General features: G+C 43.2%; 15 protein-coding genes. 10 read left to right on the forward strand and 5 right to left on the reverse strand.

The genetic code is table 11. From position 1 onward, the window contains the following. Window positions 1-41 precede the first annotated feature (41 nt). Genes BMW94_RS17675 through BMW94_RS17685 form a run of 3 tightly spaced genes read left to right on the forward strand, consistent with a single transcriptional unit; the run spans window position 42 to window position 2,768 of the window. Complete coding sequence (locus BMW94_RS17675; protein WP_091000329.1) at window positions 42-794, forward strand: SMI1/KNR4 family protein; 753 nt, start codon at window positions 42-44, stop codon at window positions 792-794. A 3-nt stretch (window positions 795-797) separates the two neighbouring features. Next, window positions 798-2,099 (forward strand): hypothetical protein, encoded by a 1,302-nt coding sequence (locus tag BMW94_RS17680; protein WP_091000330.1) that lies wholly within the window; start codon window positions 798-800, stop codon window positions 2,097-2,099. A 57-nt stretch (window positions 2,100-2,156) separates the two neighbouring features. Then, window positions 2,157-2,768: an SMI1/KNR4 family protein gene (locus tag BMW94_RS17685; protein WP_091000331.1), complete on the forward strand. Its 612-nt coding sequence runs from the start codon at window positions 2,157-2,159 to the stop codon at window positions 2,766-2,768. A gap of 108 nt (window positions 2,769-2,876) precedes the next feature. Here the strand turns inward: BMW94_RS17685 and BMW94_RS17690 are convergent, their stop codons facing one another. Beyond that, on the reverse strand, window positions 2,877-3,173 hold the full coding sequence (locus BMW94_RS17690; protein ID WP_091000332.1) for a hypothetical protein: 297 nt from the start codon (window positions 3,171-3,173) through the stop codon (window positions 2,877-2,879). Window positions 3,174-3,279: 106 nt separating this feature from the next. On the opposite strand from BMW94_RS17690, the gene BMW94_RS17695 reads away from it, so the two are divergent. The 3 genes from BMW94_RS17695 (at window position 3,280) to BMW94_RS17705 (ending at window position 7,642) form a co-directional block, all read left to right on the forward strand. Continuing rightward, window positions 3,280-4,284, forward strand: coding sequence for a leucine-rich repeat domain-containing protein (locus BMW94_RS17695; protein ID WP_091000333.1), 1,005 nt, complete (start codon window positions 3,280-3,282; stop codon window positions 4,282-4,284). A 200-nt stretch (window positions 4,285-4,484) separates the two neighbouring features. Continuing rightward, a complete protein-coding gene (locus BMW94_RS17700; protein WP_091000334.1) occupies window positions 4,485-5,189 on the forward strand; it encodes a cupin domain-containing protein in 705 nt (234 codons plus the stop codon). A gap of 347 nt (window positions 5,190-5,536) precedes the next feature. Next, entirely contained in the window at window positions 5,537-7,642 is a 2,106-nt protein-coding gene (locus BMW94_RS17705) for a CBM35 domain-containing protein (protein WP_254790277.1), read from the forward strand. 113 nt (window positions 7,643-7,755) lie between these two features. On the opposite strand, the gene BMW94_RS17710 is transcribed toward BMW94_RS17705, so the two are convergent. Continuing rightward, window positions 7,756-8,703 carry an AraC family transcriptional regulator gene (locus tag BMW94_RS17710; protein ID WP_254790278.1) on the reverse strand — a complete coding sequence of 316 codons (948 nt, stop codon included), beginning with the start codon at window positions 8,701-8,703 and terminating at the stop codon, window positions 7,756-7,758. A 275-nt stretch (window positions 8,704-8,978) separates the two neighbouring features. Between BMW94_RS17710 and BMW94_RS17715 the strand changes: the two genes are divergently transcribed. Then, complete coding sequence (locus BMW94_RS17715; RefSeq protein WP_254790274.1) at window positions 8,979-10,367, forward strand: glycoside-pentoside-hexuronide (GPH):cation symporter; 1,389 nt, start codon at window positions 8,979-8,981, stop codon at window positions 10,365-10,367. Between the two features lie 50 nt (window positions 10,368-10,417). Beyond that, window positions 10,418-12,394 (forward strand): glycoside hydrolase family 127 protein, encoded by a 1,977-nt coding sequence (locus BMW94_RS17720; RefSeq protein WP_217648189.1) that lies wholly within the window; start codon window positions 10,418-10,420, stop codon window positions 12,392-12,394. A 242-nt stretch (window positions 12,395-12,636) separates the two neighbouring features. On the opposite strand, the gene BMW94_RS31155 is transcribed toward BMW94_RS17720, so the two are convergent. Together BMW94_RS31155 and BMW94_RS31160 are read right to left on the reverse strand one after the other, a co-directional pair. Beyond that, complete coding sequence (locus BMW94_RS31155) at window positions 12,637-13,170, reverse strand: hypothetical protein (protein WP_302848004.1); 534 nt, start codon at window positions 13,168-13,170, stop codon at window positions 12,637-12,639. An 87-nt stretch (window positions 13,171-13,257) separates the two neighbouring features. Next, entirely contained in the window at window positions 13,258-13,683 is a 426-nt protein-coding gene (locus tag BMW94_RS31160) for a Rieske 2Fe-2S domain-containing protein (RefSeq protein ID WP_302848005.1), read from the reverse strand. A 357-nt stretch (window positions 13,684-14,040) separates the two neighbouring features. Between BMW94_RS31160 and BMW94_RS17730 the strand changes: the two genes are divergently transcribed. Both BMW94_RS17730 and BMW94_RS17735 read left to right on the forward strand, forming a co-directional pair. After that, complete coding sequence (locus BMW94_RS17730; protein ID WP_091000338.1) at window positions 14,041-14,490, forward strand: carboxymuconolactone decarboxylase family protein; 450 nt, start codon at window positions 14,041-14,043, stop codon at window positions 14,488-14,490. Window positions 14,491-14,523: 33 nt separating this feature from the next. Then, window positions 14,524-15,450: a sigma-70 family RNA polymerase sigma factor gene (locus BMW94_RS17735; RefSeq protein ID WP_091000339.1), complete on the forward strand. Its 927-nt coding sequence runs from the start codon at window positions 14,524-14,526 to the stop codon at window positions 15,448-15,450. A gap of 75 nt (window positions 15,451-15,525) precedes the next feature. Here BMW94_RS17735 and BMW94_RS17740 read toward each other — a convergent pair whose 3' ends face one another. Continuing rightward, the gene (locus tag BMW94_RS17740) at window positions 15,526-16,491 is read right to left on the reverse strand and encodes a hypothetical protein (RefSeq protein ID WP_091000340.1); all 966 of its coding nucleotides are present in this window, start codon (window positions 16,489-16,491) and stop codon (window positions 15,526-15,528) included. Window positions 16,492-16,531: the final 40 nt, after the last annotated feature.

Below are 16,531 nucleotides of genomic sequence, written 5' to 3' on the forward strand. Positions count from 1 at the left end.
TGTCGGGAATGGAACGAAAAGATTGTAGGGAGATGTCGTGAATGTATATAGTAACTCGTGCGTTGAAGCCCATACCGGCTAAGGAACTGGATCATTTTGAAGAACAGCACTCCATCTCGTTACCTGCGTCATATCGCCAATGGCTGGAACAATACGGGGAAGGCACGTATACGGGCTGGATGAATGTGCAGCGGCCGGATCAGGAGGTACTGAAACCTTTTGCTGAATATGATTTTTGGATGCACACGGAGGATACACCGGTTACTCAGGATCAGCTTCAGGAATGCATCAGTATCGGCAGTTCGGTGGATGGGGATTTCCTGGCGATTCATCCCGAGGTGAAGGGATTGTTATGGTTCCCGCGTCATGATGAGCATATTATCTTGTGGACGTGCTCAGAAGTTGACTTTGGAGAGACACTGGACCGGATCTATTGCGGATATTACCATCATGATAAACCGCTGACTCCGGCGTATTATGAACCGTGGAACGAGCTGCGAAACCACACGTTCTACCATTTGGTTAACGTTGAGCGTGAAGGCTCCATGAAAGAACTGGCTGATTTGTGTAAGAGCAGATTCAAATGGGATGCAGTGATGGAAAATGAGTACACATGTAAACTTTTTATGGTCTCCATGGGTGGATATTTACGTTTTAATTATGCGAACGGCAGGGAGATTGCGCTTTTCTATGAAGAGATGCACGGGACGGAAGGTGCAAGGGATCACGATCTGGAACAATTTTTGCTGGCACATCATTGTACAGTCATTAATAGAGGCGGAGTGGAGGAATAACAGTTGAGTTGGTTGAACGAAAATATTGCAGAAACGTGGCGAAGTGAAGGCAAACGATACGCAAAAGATGTCAATGCATTTGTACGCAGAGGCATGGCAGGAGTGCAAGTGAACGAATCAGAGCTGGAGGCGGATGGCAGAGCCTCGATTAGTACTGAAGTCTGGACAATGGTGAAGCAAGCTAATCTTCAAGGGGATTTGGAACGGCTTCGACTTGAACTGCCTGCTGCAACCTGGCCAATGAACGAACGTTTTCAATCTTCCATGCAGGCCGTTCGGGTGGTAGGTTATCTGAACGCAGAAACAATTGTATTCTCAACCGGCACCTTCGCGGAGAATGGCTGTGTATATACGGCTGATCAAGATGGATGGTTGCCTTTCTCTCAATATACCTTCGCAGGTTGTTCGCCAAATGGTGGAGATTATGCGCTGGCCGGATCAGAAGGTATTCGTATCATCAGACAACCAGATCGCCGTCTGGAAGGACAAGAGCTTGCGGTGTATCGTTGGGAAGATATGCAATCCAGTATTCAGAAGGCTTTGCCACGAATCGAATCCCTTGCTGACTGTGAGCATCCGGAACGCACACTTGAAGGACTCATTCCATTCAATGATGGGAAATCCGTTCTTATTTTCTCCAACTATGGAATCTATCTGGTAGAGCAAGACCAGGTATCCTTGCTGCACCCGGATCCTGCAGAGATCGAAGAATACGAGTTGGAAGATACACAGATTGATATGGGTCATGCAGCAGTCTCACGTGACGGTCGCTGGATTGCCTACGGCAGCCAGGTGAGCAACCATATGGTCCTGGATCGCGAACAGAATAAGACGTATTCGCTCTATCCTGAATCCAGCTATCCTCATTATGCGGTATTCACCGCAGACAGCTTGAAGGTATGGTTTAATGCATGTCACTTTTATAACGGTGCTACAATACAAGTTCAGCTGGAAACGATCGATGGTAATGAGAGTAAGGAAGATTGGCCTGTAATGGATGAGAATGCCCGTGTTTACGCTGCAGTAGAATTGGATGCAGGTATGGTGCTTGGTGACGCATACGGATATTTACATTGTGTGAATGGTGATGGGCAGGAAGTGTGGAGACATTTTGTAGGCAGCACCATCTATTCCTTGGCGAGCTCGCCTGACCAGTCCAAGCTTGCAGTGGGGACGTTCGGGGGCATGCTGCATATTCTTGATCTTAACTCTGATCAGATGGATGAGTATGGTATAGGCACAGGCACCCTCCGTGAAATTGAGCGCTACGTGTTATGGCGTGGAGAAGAACCTTTACGTTGGTGACACCAATGATTGAAGATGGAGATTGAAGAGAAGATTTGAAATAAGGAGGGATGCGTCATGACATCTGAGGCTAATGCAAAATGGAATGAAGCGTTCGATGCGCTGAATGAGCTTTTGAACGAAAAAATCCATGATGATGAAATTCGACAGTTATACGACGAATACCAGCATCGTGAGGGTGCTTCTGAGCACAGTCTAACCGCATTGGAAACGGAGTATGGCGTTCGGTTGCCGGAGGATTTTCGTGCTTTCTATAAGCGTAAGGATGGCAGTGGTTATGCATTTCATATTTTGTATCCGGGTGATGCGGAGGAAGAGGAATGTAATCCGTTTTATCTGATGTCATTGAAGGAAATTCGGGAAACCAAACAATACTTCTGTGAAGTGGATGAGAAGTTGGACGAGTATTATTCTGCGGAAGAGATCAGCAAACTGGACCCGGAGATTAAACCTTACTTATTCCATAAAGCGTGGATTCCTTTTGCAACGATGGCGGGAGGCTCCCTGTATTTGATGCTTGATTTTGATCCGACAGAGAAAGGAACCTACGGGCAAGTGATTATGTATGTGCATGATCCGGACTTTGTTTATTATGTGTCTGAGACGTTTATAGACCTGCTGGAAATGTCCAACCGTAATCTGAAAATCATGGATGAGATTGAGTATTGAACAGGCAGAAAGCCGTTCTTTAGAAAAAGCCATCATTAGGTGTTTAAAAAGAAAGTTGAACAAGGACAGGAGCTGCCGGTAGCAGCTCCTGAATTGCTCTTGGTACCATTAAAATAAACGATGCCCGTGGAAACCTCCGCCAGGTCCACCAGGCCCCCCGGGTCCTCCGCCATGTGGTCCACCCGGATAGCCGCCTCCAGGGAATGGACCGTGTGGACCTCCCGGGTATCCGCCATGCCAACCTGGGCCACCGATCGGTCCGATGGGAATAGGCAGCGGGAACGGAACGATGGGTGGATAGGGGTATGGATAAGGGTAGGGGTAGGGATAGGGCGGCGGTGGATAATAAGGGTAAGGATAACCCGCAGTTGGCGGGATAGGAACTGAACCAGGTCCGTATGCCATGATGCATGCCTCCAGTGTTTAATTGATGATAGTAGCCTATGCTGGGATGCAATGGAGTGACACAGAGGGGTTAATAGAACGTGGTACGAGTGAAGGGGGATATGATGTGGTAGCTGTAGCTTTTCACACCGATCCAAGAGGCACTGCCTATGAGAAGTTAATTGACGAGTTGATTGAAAAAACAGATCGTTTTTTGTTGGTTGACAGAGGAAGATACGATGACGACCAAGTACCAGGGGTTTCAAGAGTATTGGAGAGACTGAAGCCATACCTTATTGAAAGCTGTACGATGGAAGAAATGATGATGCAAAGTGGTGCCATGTATTCAGAGGGGATTTATTACATATATCGCTGCACACCGGAATCAGGGCGGATACTTAAGGAAGAAGCAAATCGTTTTCATGACTGGTTGTATCCATCACTGCCGGATGATCTTTGTTTTTTGAACGAGGATGGAAGTGATTATTTCTTCTCCGTGGTACATGAGGATATTTACGGAATGAAGATTACGCAAGAAGAAGCAATTGAGCTGATGGAGCGGATACCTGGCTTGTTTTTTAAGCTGGAAAGGCATCGTGAATTTGAACGTTATCTGGACGATTCGATCAGACATCAGACGGATGTTCTGCAGATCAGCTCCTATCATCTGACTGAGATTCCTGAACGAATTCGGGAATTGACACATGTGAAGAAACTTGAGATTTTTGAGCAGGGTATATTCAGGCTTCCTCCGGCTTTGTTTGAACTGAAAACGCTGGAAGAACTGGAGATTATGACGGCGGATCTGGAAGGCATTCCAAAGGGGATCAGCCAACTAAAGCAGTTACAAAGGCTCACCATTTATTGTGGAAGTTCGTATCATGTGGTGCCAGGGTGGAGACCGAAGCCCAAGTCAAAGCTCTGTTTTGATTCCCTTCCTGAGGAAATCGGAGAACTGACTGAATTAGTGAGTTTAAACATTAGCTATTCTGGCATACGCGAGCTTCCTCCTGAGCTGGAGAAGCTGGAGAAGCTGCGTTATCTGGGTGTGACGAACAGCTTAATTGGAGAGACTCCTGAATTTGTGTCACGGATGACTTGGTTGCAGCATGTGGACTTGTCCTGTACATGAGTAGGCATCAGTTCGGAAGAGATTTTTGGGAAAAAAGATGATGAATAACAACAACAAACCAATCCTGACCAGGCTTCCTGTGTCAGGGTTGGTTCTGTAAGTGTATCTTCCTCAGAAATGGGCTCACGCGTAGAAGCCCAGAGCATATGCTGGCGTATAGGTTATCACCTAAACCGAGAGCGAAGGGCAGGCGTTTTATTTTGGCAACCTCTTATATGGACTTCACCTTACCTAGCACCCAATTTACAGCTGACGTGAACCAGAATTCTTTCTTCCAAAAAGACGGGAATAACTATATTAATGTTCTCTCCATTCAGCAATTAAACACATTGGGCAACGTATCCTTGCTGGACATTTTTCTTAGCACGGGCAATGTGGTTGATCCTCATATTCATCAGAATGCATCCGAGCTGGTGTATTGCATCAGTGGTTCAGCGGTCGTCTCCCTTATTAACCCGTTTACCAAAGAGTTGTTGAATTTTACGATCACACCGGGTCAAGTAGCGAATGTTCCGCAAGGCTGGTGGCACTATGAAATTGCAACAGTAGATCAGACCCATCTGCTGGCTATCTTCGATGCCCCGATTCCTGAAGCGATATTTGGATCGGACATTTTGCGTCTGACACCAGCGAGTGTTCTGGCTCATACGTATTGTCTGGATGAGAACAAGGTGAAGGAAACGCTTGCTCCCATTCAAAAAACAGTAATCGTTGGGCCGCCAGTGGACTGTGTAACTCAAGTTTCCCCGAGCACCAACATGCCTAACTCGAACAACTATTCCAACGTGCAGCCTTATGTGAATCGCCTTCCATATTGGGGAACATGGGTTGATCCCCGTATTATTCATGAACCAGGCTGTCCGTATTATACAGAACCTCCTGTGAGCACGAATAATCAAGGGTGAGTCATAATGCAAATATCGCTAATAAGGGGGGTTCCGAGTCATACACATGACTTATGGGACACCCCTTATTTTTAATAAAAAAATGTGACGGTAAATGCTTACAGAAGTTTATAGCCTTAAACTATACATAAATTACAAGCGACTTCAATAAGTCGGTAATATGCACTATTCCTACGATTTTTTAAGTTTACGGATAAATGCAAAACGAATAACCTTATAACATAAGTTATAACTTTGATTTGGATGTGTGTACGGTGGCCACCGTTTTTCTTGATAGCGCTTTCTTAATGTGTGTAGTTATCCATGCTAACCAATACAACAAGAAAAGGTGATGACGAGTGAAAAAAATGGCGGTTTTATTAAGTGCAGCCCTATTACTTACTTCTTTTCCAGCTGCATCTGCTCCTGTTTCGGCTGCAGTGCCTGCGCCATTTACAGTGGATTTGGCCACCCAATATAGACCTGTAACGCATGTTGCTTCGGGTTCATTATATGGATTAGCAGAAGAAGGCAGACCGGCAGATCATCTGATCGGTCCAACCAAGCCGAAAATGTTTACGCAAATGGCTCCCAATGGAGGGCAATTGCCGAACGGAGAAACAACACCCATTGGGGATGCACTAGAAGTAGCGCCGATAGCAGAACGTAATGGCGCAACAGTAACGATACGCATGCCAGATATTTATCCTAATTTTCCATACCAGTGGGTGAGCTGGGAGGATTGGCTTGAAAAAGTGGATCGTATTGTTGATGCAAGATTGAATTCAGGAGCCCAGAACATTTACGGTTATGAGTTATGGAATGAACCAGATGGAACATGGAACACCCAAGCGGCGGGATTATTCAATGAAGGTTGGAAAAAAACCTATTTACGGATTAAAGCAAAAGATAAACACACCAAAATAATAGGTCCCAGTATCACCCATTATAATGAAAGCTGGCTTAGAAACTTTTTGACGTATGCCAGAGATAATAATGTGTTACCTGATATTATATCTTGGCATGAATTAGGGGCACCAGAAGGTAATTATATCAATGGTCCAGCACCGCAATATATTTCTAACCATATGGAAGCTTACCGTGCTATGGAAACTGAACTGGGCATTGCTCATTTACCGATCAGTATTAATGAATATGGTGTTGTTGATGAGCAGGCCGTTCCAGGAAATATGATGCGATATATTGCTGAATTTGAGCGTTCGGATGTAGATACAGCGAATATAGCATTTTGGTTCCGTCCAGGTCGGTTAAGCAATCTGGTCACAGATACGGGATCACCTAATGGGGCATGGTGGTTGTACAAATGGTATGGTGATATGTCTGGTCAAATGGCGATGACCACACCAGCTAATGCAACTGCTTTGGATCTGGATGGTATTGCTAGTGTAGATGACTCCAAGCAAGAAGTGAATGTTGTATTTGGTGGTGGGAATGGCAATCACAATATCGTTGTCAAAGGATTTGAAGCGCTCTCCTATTTTTCCGATAATGCTTATGTAAAATTAGAAAGTACACCTTGGTATGGAGTTGATACAGCAGTAGAACAAGCAACAAGTGAATTTGAAGGCAGTTTTACAATCGCGAATGGACAAATTTCTGTACCTGTAAGCAAGCTTAGAGAATCCTACGGTTACCGACTGGTGATTACACCAGCAGAGCAGTCAACCATTAGCCGGTATGAAGCCGAACATGCGACTATTCAGTCCGCAAATCTGTTCAGTAATGTAAGCGCTTCTAATGGGGGATATGTAGGCCAAATCGATTATGACGACAGTCTTGTTCAATTTACAGTGGATGCTCCGGCTGAAGGGGATTACTATTTAACTATTGGCTATGCGAATGGGGGTACAACTTCATCTACACAGCAACTTACAGTTAACGGTCAGAATCCGACAACGATTCAATATCCAACAACGAATGGCTGGTTGTCACAAGGAAATAGTGATACCATTCAGACCAGCGTTTCTTTAAAAGCAGGTAGCAATATTTTAGCATTCAATAAAGGAACAGCAGGGTATGCCGAGTTGGATTATATTCAATTGCAGTCTGTAGGTGATTTTAAAGTTAGAGTTGAAGCAGAAGAGGCTATAATAAACAACGCCAATGTAGTGGGCAGTTCATTCGCTTCAAACCGCCTTTTTGTTGGAAATATAGACCATCCAGACAGTTCGGTCACGTTCTCCGTATATGCTCCAGAAGCAGGCTCATATAACATGGAGGTAGGCTATGGTAATGGCACAACAAGCAACTCCACTCATAATGTATTGGTAAATAATCAATCATCAACAGTTATTACGTATCCAACGACTGGGGGATGGATCGCTAATTTACCGAATACAGGTACACGCAAAATAGTAACGGTTCCTGTAACGTTGCAGGCTGGAGATAATACGATTGTGTTCAGCAAGGGTAATATGGGGTATGCAGAACTGGATTATATTGAAATAAAATAGTCCGATATAACAGATAAAAAACCTTGTTAGGATATTCGATGATGAATATTGGCTAACAAGGTTTATTATCTATTGAGGTTCTTATCTAATAAGATTGTTATCTTTTATTGTAATTACTCTTCTAGCAGATGTTTTGGAATAGGGATATCGGGGTCTACTGTAACCGTATTGATATAGGTATTGGTATACGTATCACGGAACTGAGTAGGCGTCATACCTACATAATTTTTAAATAGCTTCATCAAATATTTCTCATCCCGAAAATGTAATTGATAGGCGATTTCTTTGATCGAGGAATTCGTTGTACACAACAGCTCTTTAACTAAATTTAACTTCAGTGTATTGATATATCGAATCGTACTCATCCCTAGATTTTTCTTGAATAAGCGAGTGAGATGATCCGCGTTAAAACAAAAGGTATCAGCTACTTTTTGCACCGTAAGATCATGATAAATATTAACTCGAATCCATTCCAGGATTTGCATGAATTTGTGATTATACTCTTTATGGAGAAGTTCATTATGAATAAGAGGTTGCAAATATTTATCCGTAAGCTCAATCATCAGCTCCGTGACTAGGTAATCTACAGCATACGTGCTGTAATACGACGTGTTAGACGTATCCAGAATCTGCTTAATCAAAATAATAGATTTATCCAGATAAGGAAGTGAAAAGAAGTCGGGCAAGCATACATAATGATTAATTTCATTCTTTTGCTCTGTAATAACGTTACCAAACAAACCATTCATAAACTCGTCTCCAGATACGGTTTTGATCGTATGTCGGGGGAAAAAATGCAACCAAAAAAAACTGGCTCCAGCTTTAGAAGCAGCATATCCAAAATACTCAACATCAGGCTTAATTAACAGTACATCACCGTGCTTAATTTCATACTGGGTATCACCAACCTGAAGATATATGGATTCCTTCAAGCCAATAATCAGCTCATAATCTTTTTCAAGTTTCATATTTTTGTGTTTCCAGCCTTCATCGCTTACAAATTGTCCGCATTTAAAATAAGCAAGAGGTCGCTCAATATTTATTTTGGATATCGATTTCATCAGCACAGCTAATCACTCCTTATCGAAATGTCAGTTTTGGACATGAAAAGTCGGATTTGTACACAATAAGAAAGTGAAATATAAATATGTATTGTTAGAAAGGTAGTATAGCACAATTGTAAACGGATACAACGGATTTTGTAAACATTTTAATTAGTCGGAAAAGGACACCATTCCTACGAAATCATAAGTTTATCTTCATACCGTAAGCGCTTACTATGAGATGAGGAAAACGCAGCTGCACTCATATTTGATTTGAATCTGGAGGTTATCTTATGAAAACAATGCCCCAATCTTTGCCAGAGCCTCAGTCAACTCTTCTGTCCGATAAAGTACCTTTTCATCGCAGAATAAGTTACGCGCTCACAGATACAGGAGGAAACTTGTTATACAGCATTATAGGTGCTTATCTGCTTTATTTTTATACAGATGTATTTGGTTTGTCTGTTGGAGTAGCAGGGGCATTATTACTGATTACCAGATTAATCGATGCGGTCGATGCTCCACTCTGGGGAATTATCGTTGATCGTACTCGATCTAAATATGGCCAAAGTCGACCTTACTTTTTATGGCTGTGTTTTCCTTTTGCCGTATTTACCGTATTGACATTTACAACGCCCGATTTAGACGGAACATGGAAAATCGTATATGCCAGTGTAACTTATATTCTGGCGGGTATTGCTTATACGGGTATTTCTACACCCATTACTTCTATTTTACCGAATCTGAGCAGAGATCCTGACGAACGAGTTGTGCTTAATTCATTTCGTATGGTTGGTGGCAACATTGGTAACTTTGCAGCCGTTACGTTCACTTTACCGTTGGTCGCCTTTTTAGGTGCAGGCAATGATCAAAAAGGATTTTTTTGGACCGTTTGTTTATTCGGTATCGTTTCGATCATTATGTTTTTGATTGCTTTTGTTGATTTAAAAGAAATCAATACGGAGAAAATGAAAACCATTCCTTTAAAATCAAGCTTCAAAGCGATCAAAGGCAACTGGCCCTGGATTATTCTTGTTACATCTAATTTAATCTTCTGGATCGCATTAACGATACGTACATCCACGCTGGTTTATTATTTTGAATATAATATAGGTCAAAAAAATCTGGTGCCATTAATCAACGGGATTTCGGTTATTCAAGTGTTAGGCATGATTCTTATTCCGTTTATTGTGAAGTTCACCAATAAATATTCAACGATGATTTTAGGTTTTGTACTGGCGGCGTGTGGACAGGTCGTGCTCTTTTTTGCAGGAGATCATATTGGCATCTTGATTGTAGGCTGGATTATCGCATGTCTTGGATCAGGAATCGCTTGTTCGATGCCGTTTGCGATGTTGTCAGACACCGTTGATTACGGAGAATGGAAATCAGGTCTGCGTGGAAGTGGAATATTGACAGCAATCGGTAGTGCTTTTTGTATCAAAGCTGGCTCGGGATTAGGTGGATTCATCCCTACACAATTTATGTCGGCTTTTGGCTATGTACCTAATGTAGCACAGAGTGCGCAGTCGCTAGCAGGTATCCAGTTTGTATTTATCTGGCTGCCCGCAATTGTATTTGCGTTAGGCATTATTCCGATGTTATTTTATCGACGCTTTGAACGTAACGAAAGCTTCATTCGCAAACAATTGTTGATCAAAGAAAATCAAGCCAAAGTATAAACCATAATTGTATGTACCGTAAAAACTTTACTCACGAGAGGAGATATACGATGTCACTACAACTAAAGTCATTAAAGATTACGGATTCATTCTGGTCTCATTATCGGGAACTTGTGCGTACAGAAATGATTCCTTATCAATGGAATGTGTTGAATGATAATGCCAATATAACGATCGAAAAAGAAAGAAATGATGATACGATTCCTTCCGAAAAAAGTCATGCCATCGAAAATTTCAAAATTGCTGCCGGTTTGAAGCAGGGAAATCATTATGGCTGGGTGTTTCAGGATAGCGATGTATATAAATGGCTTGAAGCGGTTGCGTATTCCTTATCCATTCATCATGATCCCGATTTAAAAGAATTAGCAGATGGCGTGATCGACCTTATTGCTTTGGCACAGGAGGAAGATGGTTATCTCCATACGTATTTCTCTATTGAAGAACCCGAGCGCATATTCAAACAGCTTGCTGAAAGCCATGAATTGTATTGTGCAGGACACTTTATTGAAGCCGCAGTGGCGTATTATGAATCTACTCAAAATGAAAAAGCACTAACCATTGCTTGTCGATTAGCGGATTGTATTGATTTTCATTTTGGTAAAGGCGAGCACCAGATTCAGGGATACGACGGTCATGAAGAAGTTGAGCTTGCGTTAGCGAAGTTATACAGCTTAACCGGGGAGCAACGTTATCTGAATCTAAGTCGTTATTTTCTGTATGAGCGTGGAACTGACCCAACCTTTTTTGCCAGACAAAAAGCAGAAGATTCAGGAACCAAACCGGTGATAGAAGGGATGAGCCACCGCCAACTTCAATATTATCAAGCACACCAACCCGTCTTAGAGCAACAGACCGCAGAAGGTCATGCGGTTAGACTTGTCTATATGTGTGCAGCGATGGCCGATGTAGCACGCCTTGCAGGGGATGCTCCTATGTTAGAAGCATGTCGTCGTCTTTGGGCAAATATAGTCAGCAAACGTATGTACATTACCGGAGGTATTGGCTCAACAGTAGATGGAGAAGCATTTACACAGGACTACGATCTGCCAAATGATACGATGTATTGCGAAACATGTGCTTCGATCGGGCTTATCTTTTTTGCCTTTAATATGCTCAAAAATGAAGCGCGGGCTGAATATGCCGATGTATTGGAACGTGCATTGTACAATACCGCTATTAGTGGAATGGCACTGGATGGCAAGCACTTTTTTTATGTGAATCCGCTAGAAGTAAATCCCGATAACAGCCGCAATGATCCTGGCAAAAGTCATGTGAAAGTGACACGCCCTGAATGGTTTGGCTGTGCTTGTTGTCCACCTAATCTGGCTCGATTATTAACCTCACTTCATAAATATGTATATACGGTTCAGCCAGAGCAAAATACGATATATACCCATTTATTTATCACAAGTACAGCAGAACTAGAGATGGATGAGCGTAAGGTGCAGATTGAGCAAACAACCGATTTACCTTGGGATGGCCATATTTCTATGGTGACTCGTACCGAACAACCGACAGCTTTTAATTTGGCGATCCGATTACCATACTGGGCAGATCGGTATACCTTATTGTTAAATGGTAATCCGATTCAAACCAAAGTGAACAACGGATTTATTCACATTGATCGTACGTGGCAGTCTGATGACACCATAGAATTTATTTTGCCGATGGAGATCAAAGAATATGCTGCGCACCCGCTTGTACAGGATGATATCGGCAAAGTGGCTATAGGACGCGGGCCTTTCATCTATTGTGTAGAGGAAGTAGACAACGGCAACCATCTTCATTTAGTCCGCTTAAATGTAAAGCAAGAATACGAGTATACGTTCCATCCTGAGTTATTAGGTGGAATAGGTACAATCTTTGCAGAAGTTGAAAAAAGAAATATTGAACCGGAATGGGAAAACGTATTGTATGCGTCTCGAGCGCCTGAGACCTATAACACGATCCAGTTGCGTTTGATTCCTTATTATTGCTGGGCAAACCGAGATTCAGGTGAAATGCGTGTATGGCTGAACAAAGCATAATTAAACCTGAAAGGGAGAATGCAGAATGAAATCCAAAATGAAAATGGATTCGAAAAAGTTTGCTTATGCAGTCATGTCAGGTTATTCGTCAGACAAAGGCAATGCAGAAGCTATAGCTGAACTTATGGAAACAAAACTGGTTTGATCTATTAAACATGTGATTGGAAGCCAAAAAAGGAGATGTCCAAAAGTCATAAACATGGCGGAGGACATCTCCTTTTTTTGTTCAAGTGTTTTTTAATTTACGAGGTGTAATTTCGTCCCAAACCAAGCTCTGTTAATAACTGACGATAAGCAATAGAGGTACGGTCTGCTGGAATGTGCGCTTCTGCATGCAGATCCAGCGGCAAATCCTCCGGCTTTTGTGATTCCACCATTTCCCGATCTTCCTCAAATACTTGCAAGTTAAACTTGATTGTATCTTCAATTGGAGCATCCTTGTCAAAGTTACGGGTAATCGGACAGAACAACCGCGTAAAACGTGCAGAGATGGGAGAGGCACAGTTCAGAATATTCAGCTTGTCGTTCTCCGGGAAGTGAACGGTAAGTGAAGCGGAGAATGGTGGAAATACGCGGAATTCACGCAGCCACTGAAAACCCTCGGGTGCCACATTATCCTGACCTTTGCCATAATTGCTGACAGAACTCCAGTATTCGGCAAGCAGCTCATTGCCTTCGCGCTTAACTTTGTATTGGGGCACTTCGGTGTTGTTCCGGTCGCCGAACGTCTCGGTATGCACGTAGGCAAAATGGGATACATCCAGAAATCCTTCCATCTGACGTCCTGCCGAACCTGCGATATCAAAGTTCGGGGGCAGAATGTTGATATAATCCGGATCATCCCATCCGGGGAATGCAGGAATCTACTCATCGGTACCGGCGAGTGAAGTCCAGATCAAACCATAACGTTCAACCGCAGGATATATGATAAGTTTCAGTTTGGGAGAAATTTTGGAGCTGGGGTGTGCAGGTACGGCGGTACATTTACCCTCACAGTTATAACGGAAACCATGATAGGGGCAGACGATTTCGCCATTTTCTACCCAGCCTTTACTTAGCGGAGCACCACGGTGAAAACAAAGATCCTTGGCAACGACAACTTTGTCGTTGCTGCGATACAGAACTAAGCGGACATCAAGCAATTGAGCGGCCAGTGGTTTATCTGTCACTTCGCTTGCCTGGGCAATCGGATACCAATATTGAGATAATACATGCCAGTCTTCAGCGGAGAACGTGCAGCCGCGAGGCAGTTCGGATGTAAGTTGAGGATTGGAATTGGAAGTTATCATGGAAGTCACTCCTTGCTAGGATAATGAATCGTTCTTTTATATGTCAGGAAAGTTTACTTTGTAGCCGTATGTTACTACTCTTTTGTGTCGTGTATCAATATGTATAATGATTATTTGTTCAAAATCACAAACAAAACATCAAACAGCTAACATAAATACGGAAACCCCTGTTTATACATAACGCTTTACGTGAACTATATTCATGCCTGACAAGCTCCATTCAAGTTACTCATCTTAACGTTGTCGAGCTATATTCTGTGCCCGAATATGCTGAAGAAATTTTTTTATAGAAAAGTGTCACAGATGTAATCCTTGATTTGTCTTCAGGTTGTAGACCAAAATACGGAGGCGAATGCAATGAGTATAAGAGTGAATTATAGAGTGGCTAATCCGGGTGCTTTCAAAGCAATGATGGCATTGGAGCAGCACATTTCGGGTCAGTTTGAAGACAAACCGTTATATGAGCTGCTGAAAATCCGTGTATCGCAAATCAATGGCTGTGCGTTTTGTCTCGATATGCATGCCAAAGATCTGTTGAAGCTTGGAGATTATGCCGATCACATTTTGCTGCTGAGTGTGTGGCGCGAGGTGTCTTTGTTTACGGAAAAAGAACGTGTTATGCTGGAGCTGGCTGAAGCCGTAACACTTATTTCGGAACAAGGCGTACCACTTGAATTGTATGAAAAAGTTAGAGATCATTTCAGTGAGGCCGAACTGGTGGATCTGATCATGGCGATCAATACCATCAATAGCTGGAACCGGATTGCCATTACCACAGGGATGTACCCTGGCTGCTTTAATAAGTAAACATTCGACCATCTGCCAGAGGAGGCCATTCTCATGAAATTCAATTCCTTCACCAATGAGCCAGAAGTGTCTTCTCTGGAAGTTGGTGAATTGTATATTCGTTACAAAGCCTATGCCTTTTCCATTGCTTATCGCATGCTTGGCAGTGTTGTGGAGGCTGAAGATATGGTGCAGGATTGTTTTGCAGAGCTTCAGAGCAAGTCTCTTGAGGATATCCGTAATGCCAAGTCCTATATTGCTAAACTAATCGTAAACCGGAGTCTGAATCTGCTAAACTCTGCCCGCAATCAAAGGGAAAGTTATGTTGGAGAATGGCTTCCCGAGCCGATGAGTGACGGTGAGATGGTTAACATTCCGGAAGAAACGGTGCAGCAGAAGGAGATGATCTCCTACGCTTATCTGGTTATGTTGGAGCAGCTTTCCCCGATGGAGCGGGCCGTTTTTGTACTTCGTGAGGCATTCCAGTATGAATATACGGAAATAGCGGATTGGCTGGGCAAATCAGAGAGCAACTGCCGTCAGATCTTTAGCCGGGCGAGACGCAAGCTTCCCGACAGACTTCCGCCGATGGAACAAAGTTCCGCAGATTATGCTGCAAAAGAGCAATTGCTGGCTCGTTTTACAACTGCTTTTCTGAATTATGATGTTTCCGAGATGCTGGAGCTGCTTGCTGAACAACCTGTATTTACGGCAGATGGCGGTGGACGTGTGCATACGGTCATGAGAACGATGAGAGTTCGTAAGGGCGTACTCGCCTTGTTGACCTCTCGCCGTGTGCTTACGCGATTGCGAGAACGAGAGTGGATACCCACATATATCAACGGAGAGCCTCACCTTGCGTTACTGGAAAACGGTCAGTTGTCCGAAGTGCTGTGTCTGGAACTGGATTCTCTCGGAGAGCGGATTGAGGGAGTCTATCTCGTTGTGAATCCGGAGAAACTGAGGTCAGTGTTAACGTGAACGTGAACGTGAACAAAAAAAGCGGTATGTCCTCTAAAAAGGACTGCCGCTTTTTGCATAGTGACAGAAATAAATTTATTCCATGCCATATTGGTGTAATACTGGTTCAATAATTTTCTCTATTTCGGGAGAAAGTTCATCATTGTTTTGATTAAGGACAGGCAGGAGCCGTTCGATCGTATCCAGAAGCTCGCTTTTTGTATTCGGGTCCCGTTTAAGGAGTGCTTTTTCGTATGCCTTTTTGACTTCAGGATCAAGTGTACGTACCTGCTCTTCACTCTCTTCACTGTTCCACTCATAGGCAGGGGTGTTATCACTTCCGTAGAACAGGTAACGCACATAGAAGGACTGAGTAACCATTGAAGTTCGATTTGAATTCGGATACGTGTTCAGAAAAGCTTCTTTCTCCAGTATCCGCCGTATGAATTCATCCCATGGTACGACAATGGCAGCATCCGAAGTGGTGGTCTGATTGGATTCAGCAGCCATAATGTCAATATAAGCAGCAATGTCAGGTTTTACGAAGGGCTGAAACTTTTTGTAAGTCTCATAATTGATGATGGGGTAATATATGCCCTCACTGGTTTCCAGCTTATATCCGAGATCAGAAGCTTCCTGCAAAAGCTTGCGAATCGCCGGATCTTTGATTTCCCTGATTAACCTGCTATAGGTAAGCTTTTGTTCATAACCTATCTTGGAATGGGCTTGGGACAAGGCAATTTGAACAAGGTCCGTATACATTTTTTCTTCCAATTCAGCAAGTTTGATATTTTGCAAATTTTCGAGCTGCAGGGTCATCAAGGTGGCCTGCCAAGGGCTAACTTCATCGATATGATTCAGTAGATATTTCCGTGCCTGAATCAGACTGGCCGTGGACTTTGTTGCATTTTTCCAATAGATTTGAAACTGGTGATACACCGCTTTAGAAGTGGGGACAGGAGCAGACAGTGCTGTTTGAGGTGTTGTCAGTGTTGCGCCAATGGCAGTAAAGCTTAGTGTCATGGCCAGAAAGCCAAGTTTAATAGATTGATTTAACCGCATCCCTATACCTCCCTATACCTCCCTAGGTGAACAATGAGTG

It is taken from the genome of Paenibacillus sp. OK003 (assembly GCF_900109515.1).
GTDB classification, from domain to species: domain Bacteria; phylum Bacillota; class Bacilli; order Paenibacillales; family Paenibacillaceae; genus Paenibacillus; species Paenibacillus marchantiae.

Bases quoted from the DNA above. Each gene is read 5' to 3' on its own strand.
- BMW94_RS17715 (WP_254790274.1), top strand. From the start codon at position 8,979: ATGAAAACAATGCCCCAATCTTTGCCAGAGCCTCAGTCAACTCTTCTG.
- BMW94_RS17720 (WP_217648189.1), top strand. From the start codon at position 10,418: ATGTCACTACAACTAAAGTCATTAAAGATTACGGATTCATTCTGGTCT.
- BMW94_RS17685 (WP_091000331.1), top strand. From the start codon at position 2,157: ATGACATCTGAGGCTAATGCAAAATGGAATGAAGCGTTCGATGCGCTG.
- BMW94_RS17740 (WP_091000340.1), bottom strand. From the start codon at position 16,491: ATGCGGTTAAATCAATCTATTAAACTTGGCTTTCTGGCCATGACACTA.
- BMW94_RS17730 (WP_091000338.1), top strand. From the start codon at position 14,041: ATGAGTATAAGAGTGAATTATAGAGTGGCTAATCCGGGTGCTTTCAAA.
- BMW94_RS31160 (WP_302848005.1), bottom strand. From the start codon at position 13,683: ATGATAACTTCCAATTCCAATCCTCAACTTACATCCGAACTGCCTCGC.
- BMW94_RS17710 (WP_254790278.1), bottom strand. From the start codon at position 8,703: ATGAAATCGATATCCAAAATAAATATTGAGCGACCTCTTGCTTATTTT.
- BMW94_RS17675 (WP_091000329.1), top strand. From the start codon at position 42: ATGTATATAGTAACTCGTGCGTTGAAGCCCATACCGGCTAAGGAACTG.
- BMW94_RS31155 (WP_302848004.1), bottom strand. From the start codon at position 13,170: ATGGAAGGATTTCTGGATGTATCCCATTTTGCCTACGTGCATACCGAG.
- BMW94_RS17690 (WP_091000332.1), bottom strand. From the start codon at position 3,173: ATGGCATACGGACCTGGTTCAGTTCCTATCCCGCCAACTGCGGGTTAT.
- BMW94_RS17735 (WP_091000339.1), top strand. From the start codon at position 14,524: ATGAAATTCAATTCCTTCACCAATGAGCCAGAAGTGTCTTCTCTGGAA.
- BMW94_RS17705 (WP_254790277.1), top strand. From the start codon at position 5,537: ATGGCGGTTTTATTAAGTGCAGCCCTATTACTTACTTCTTTTCCAGCT.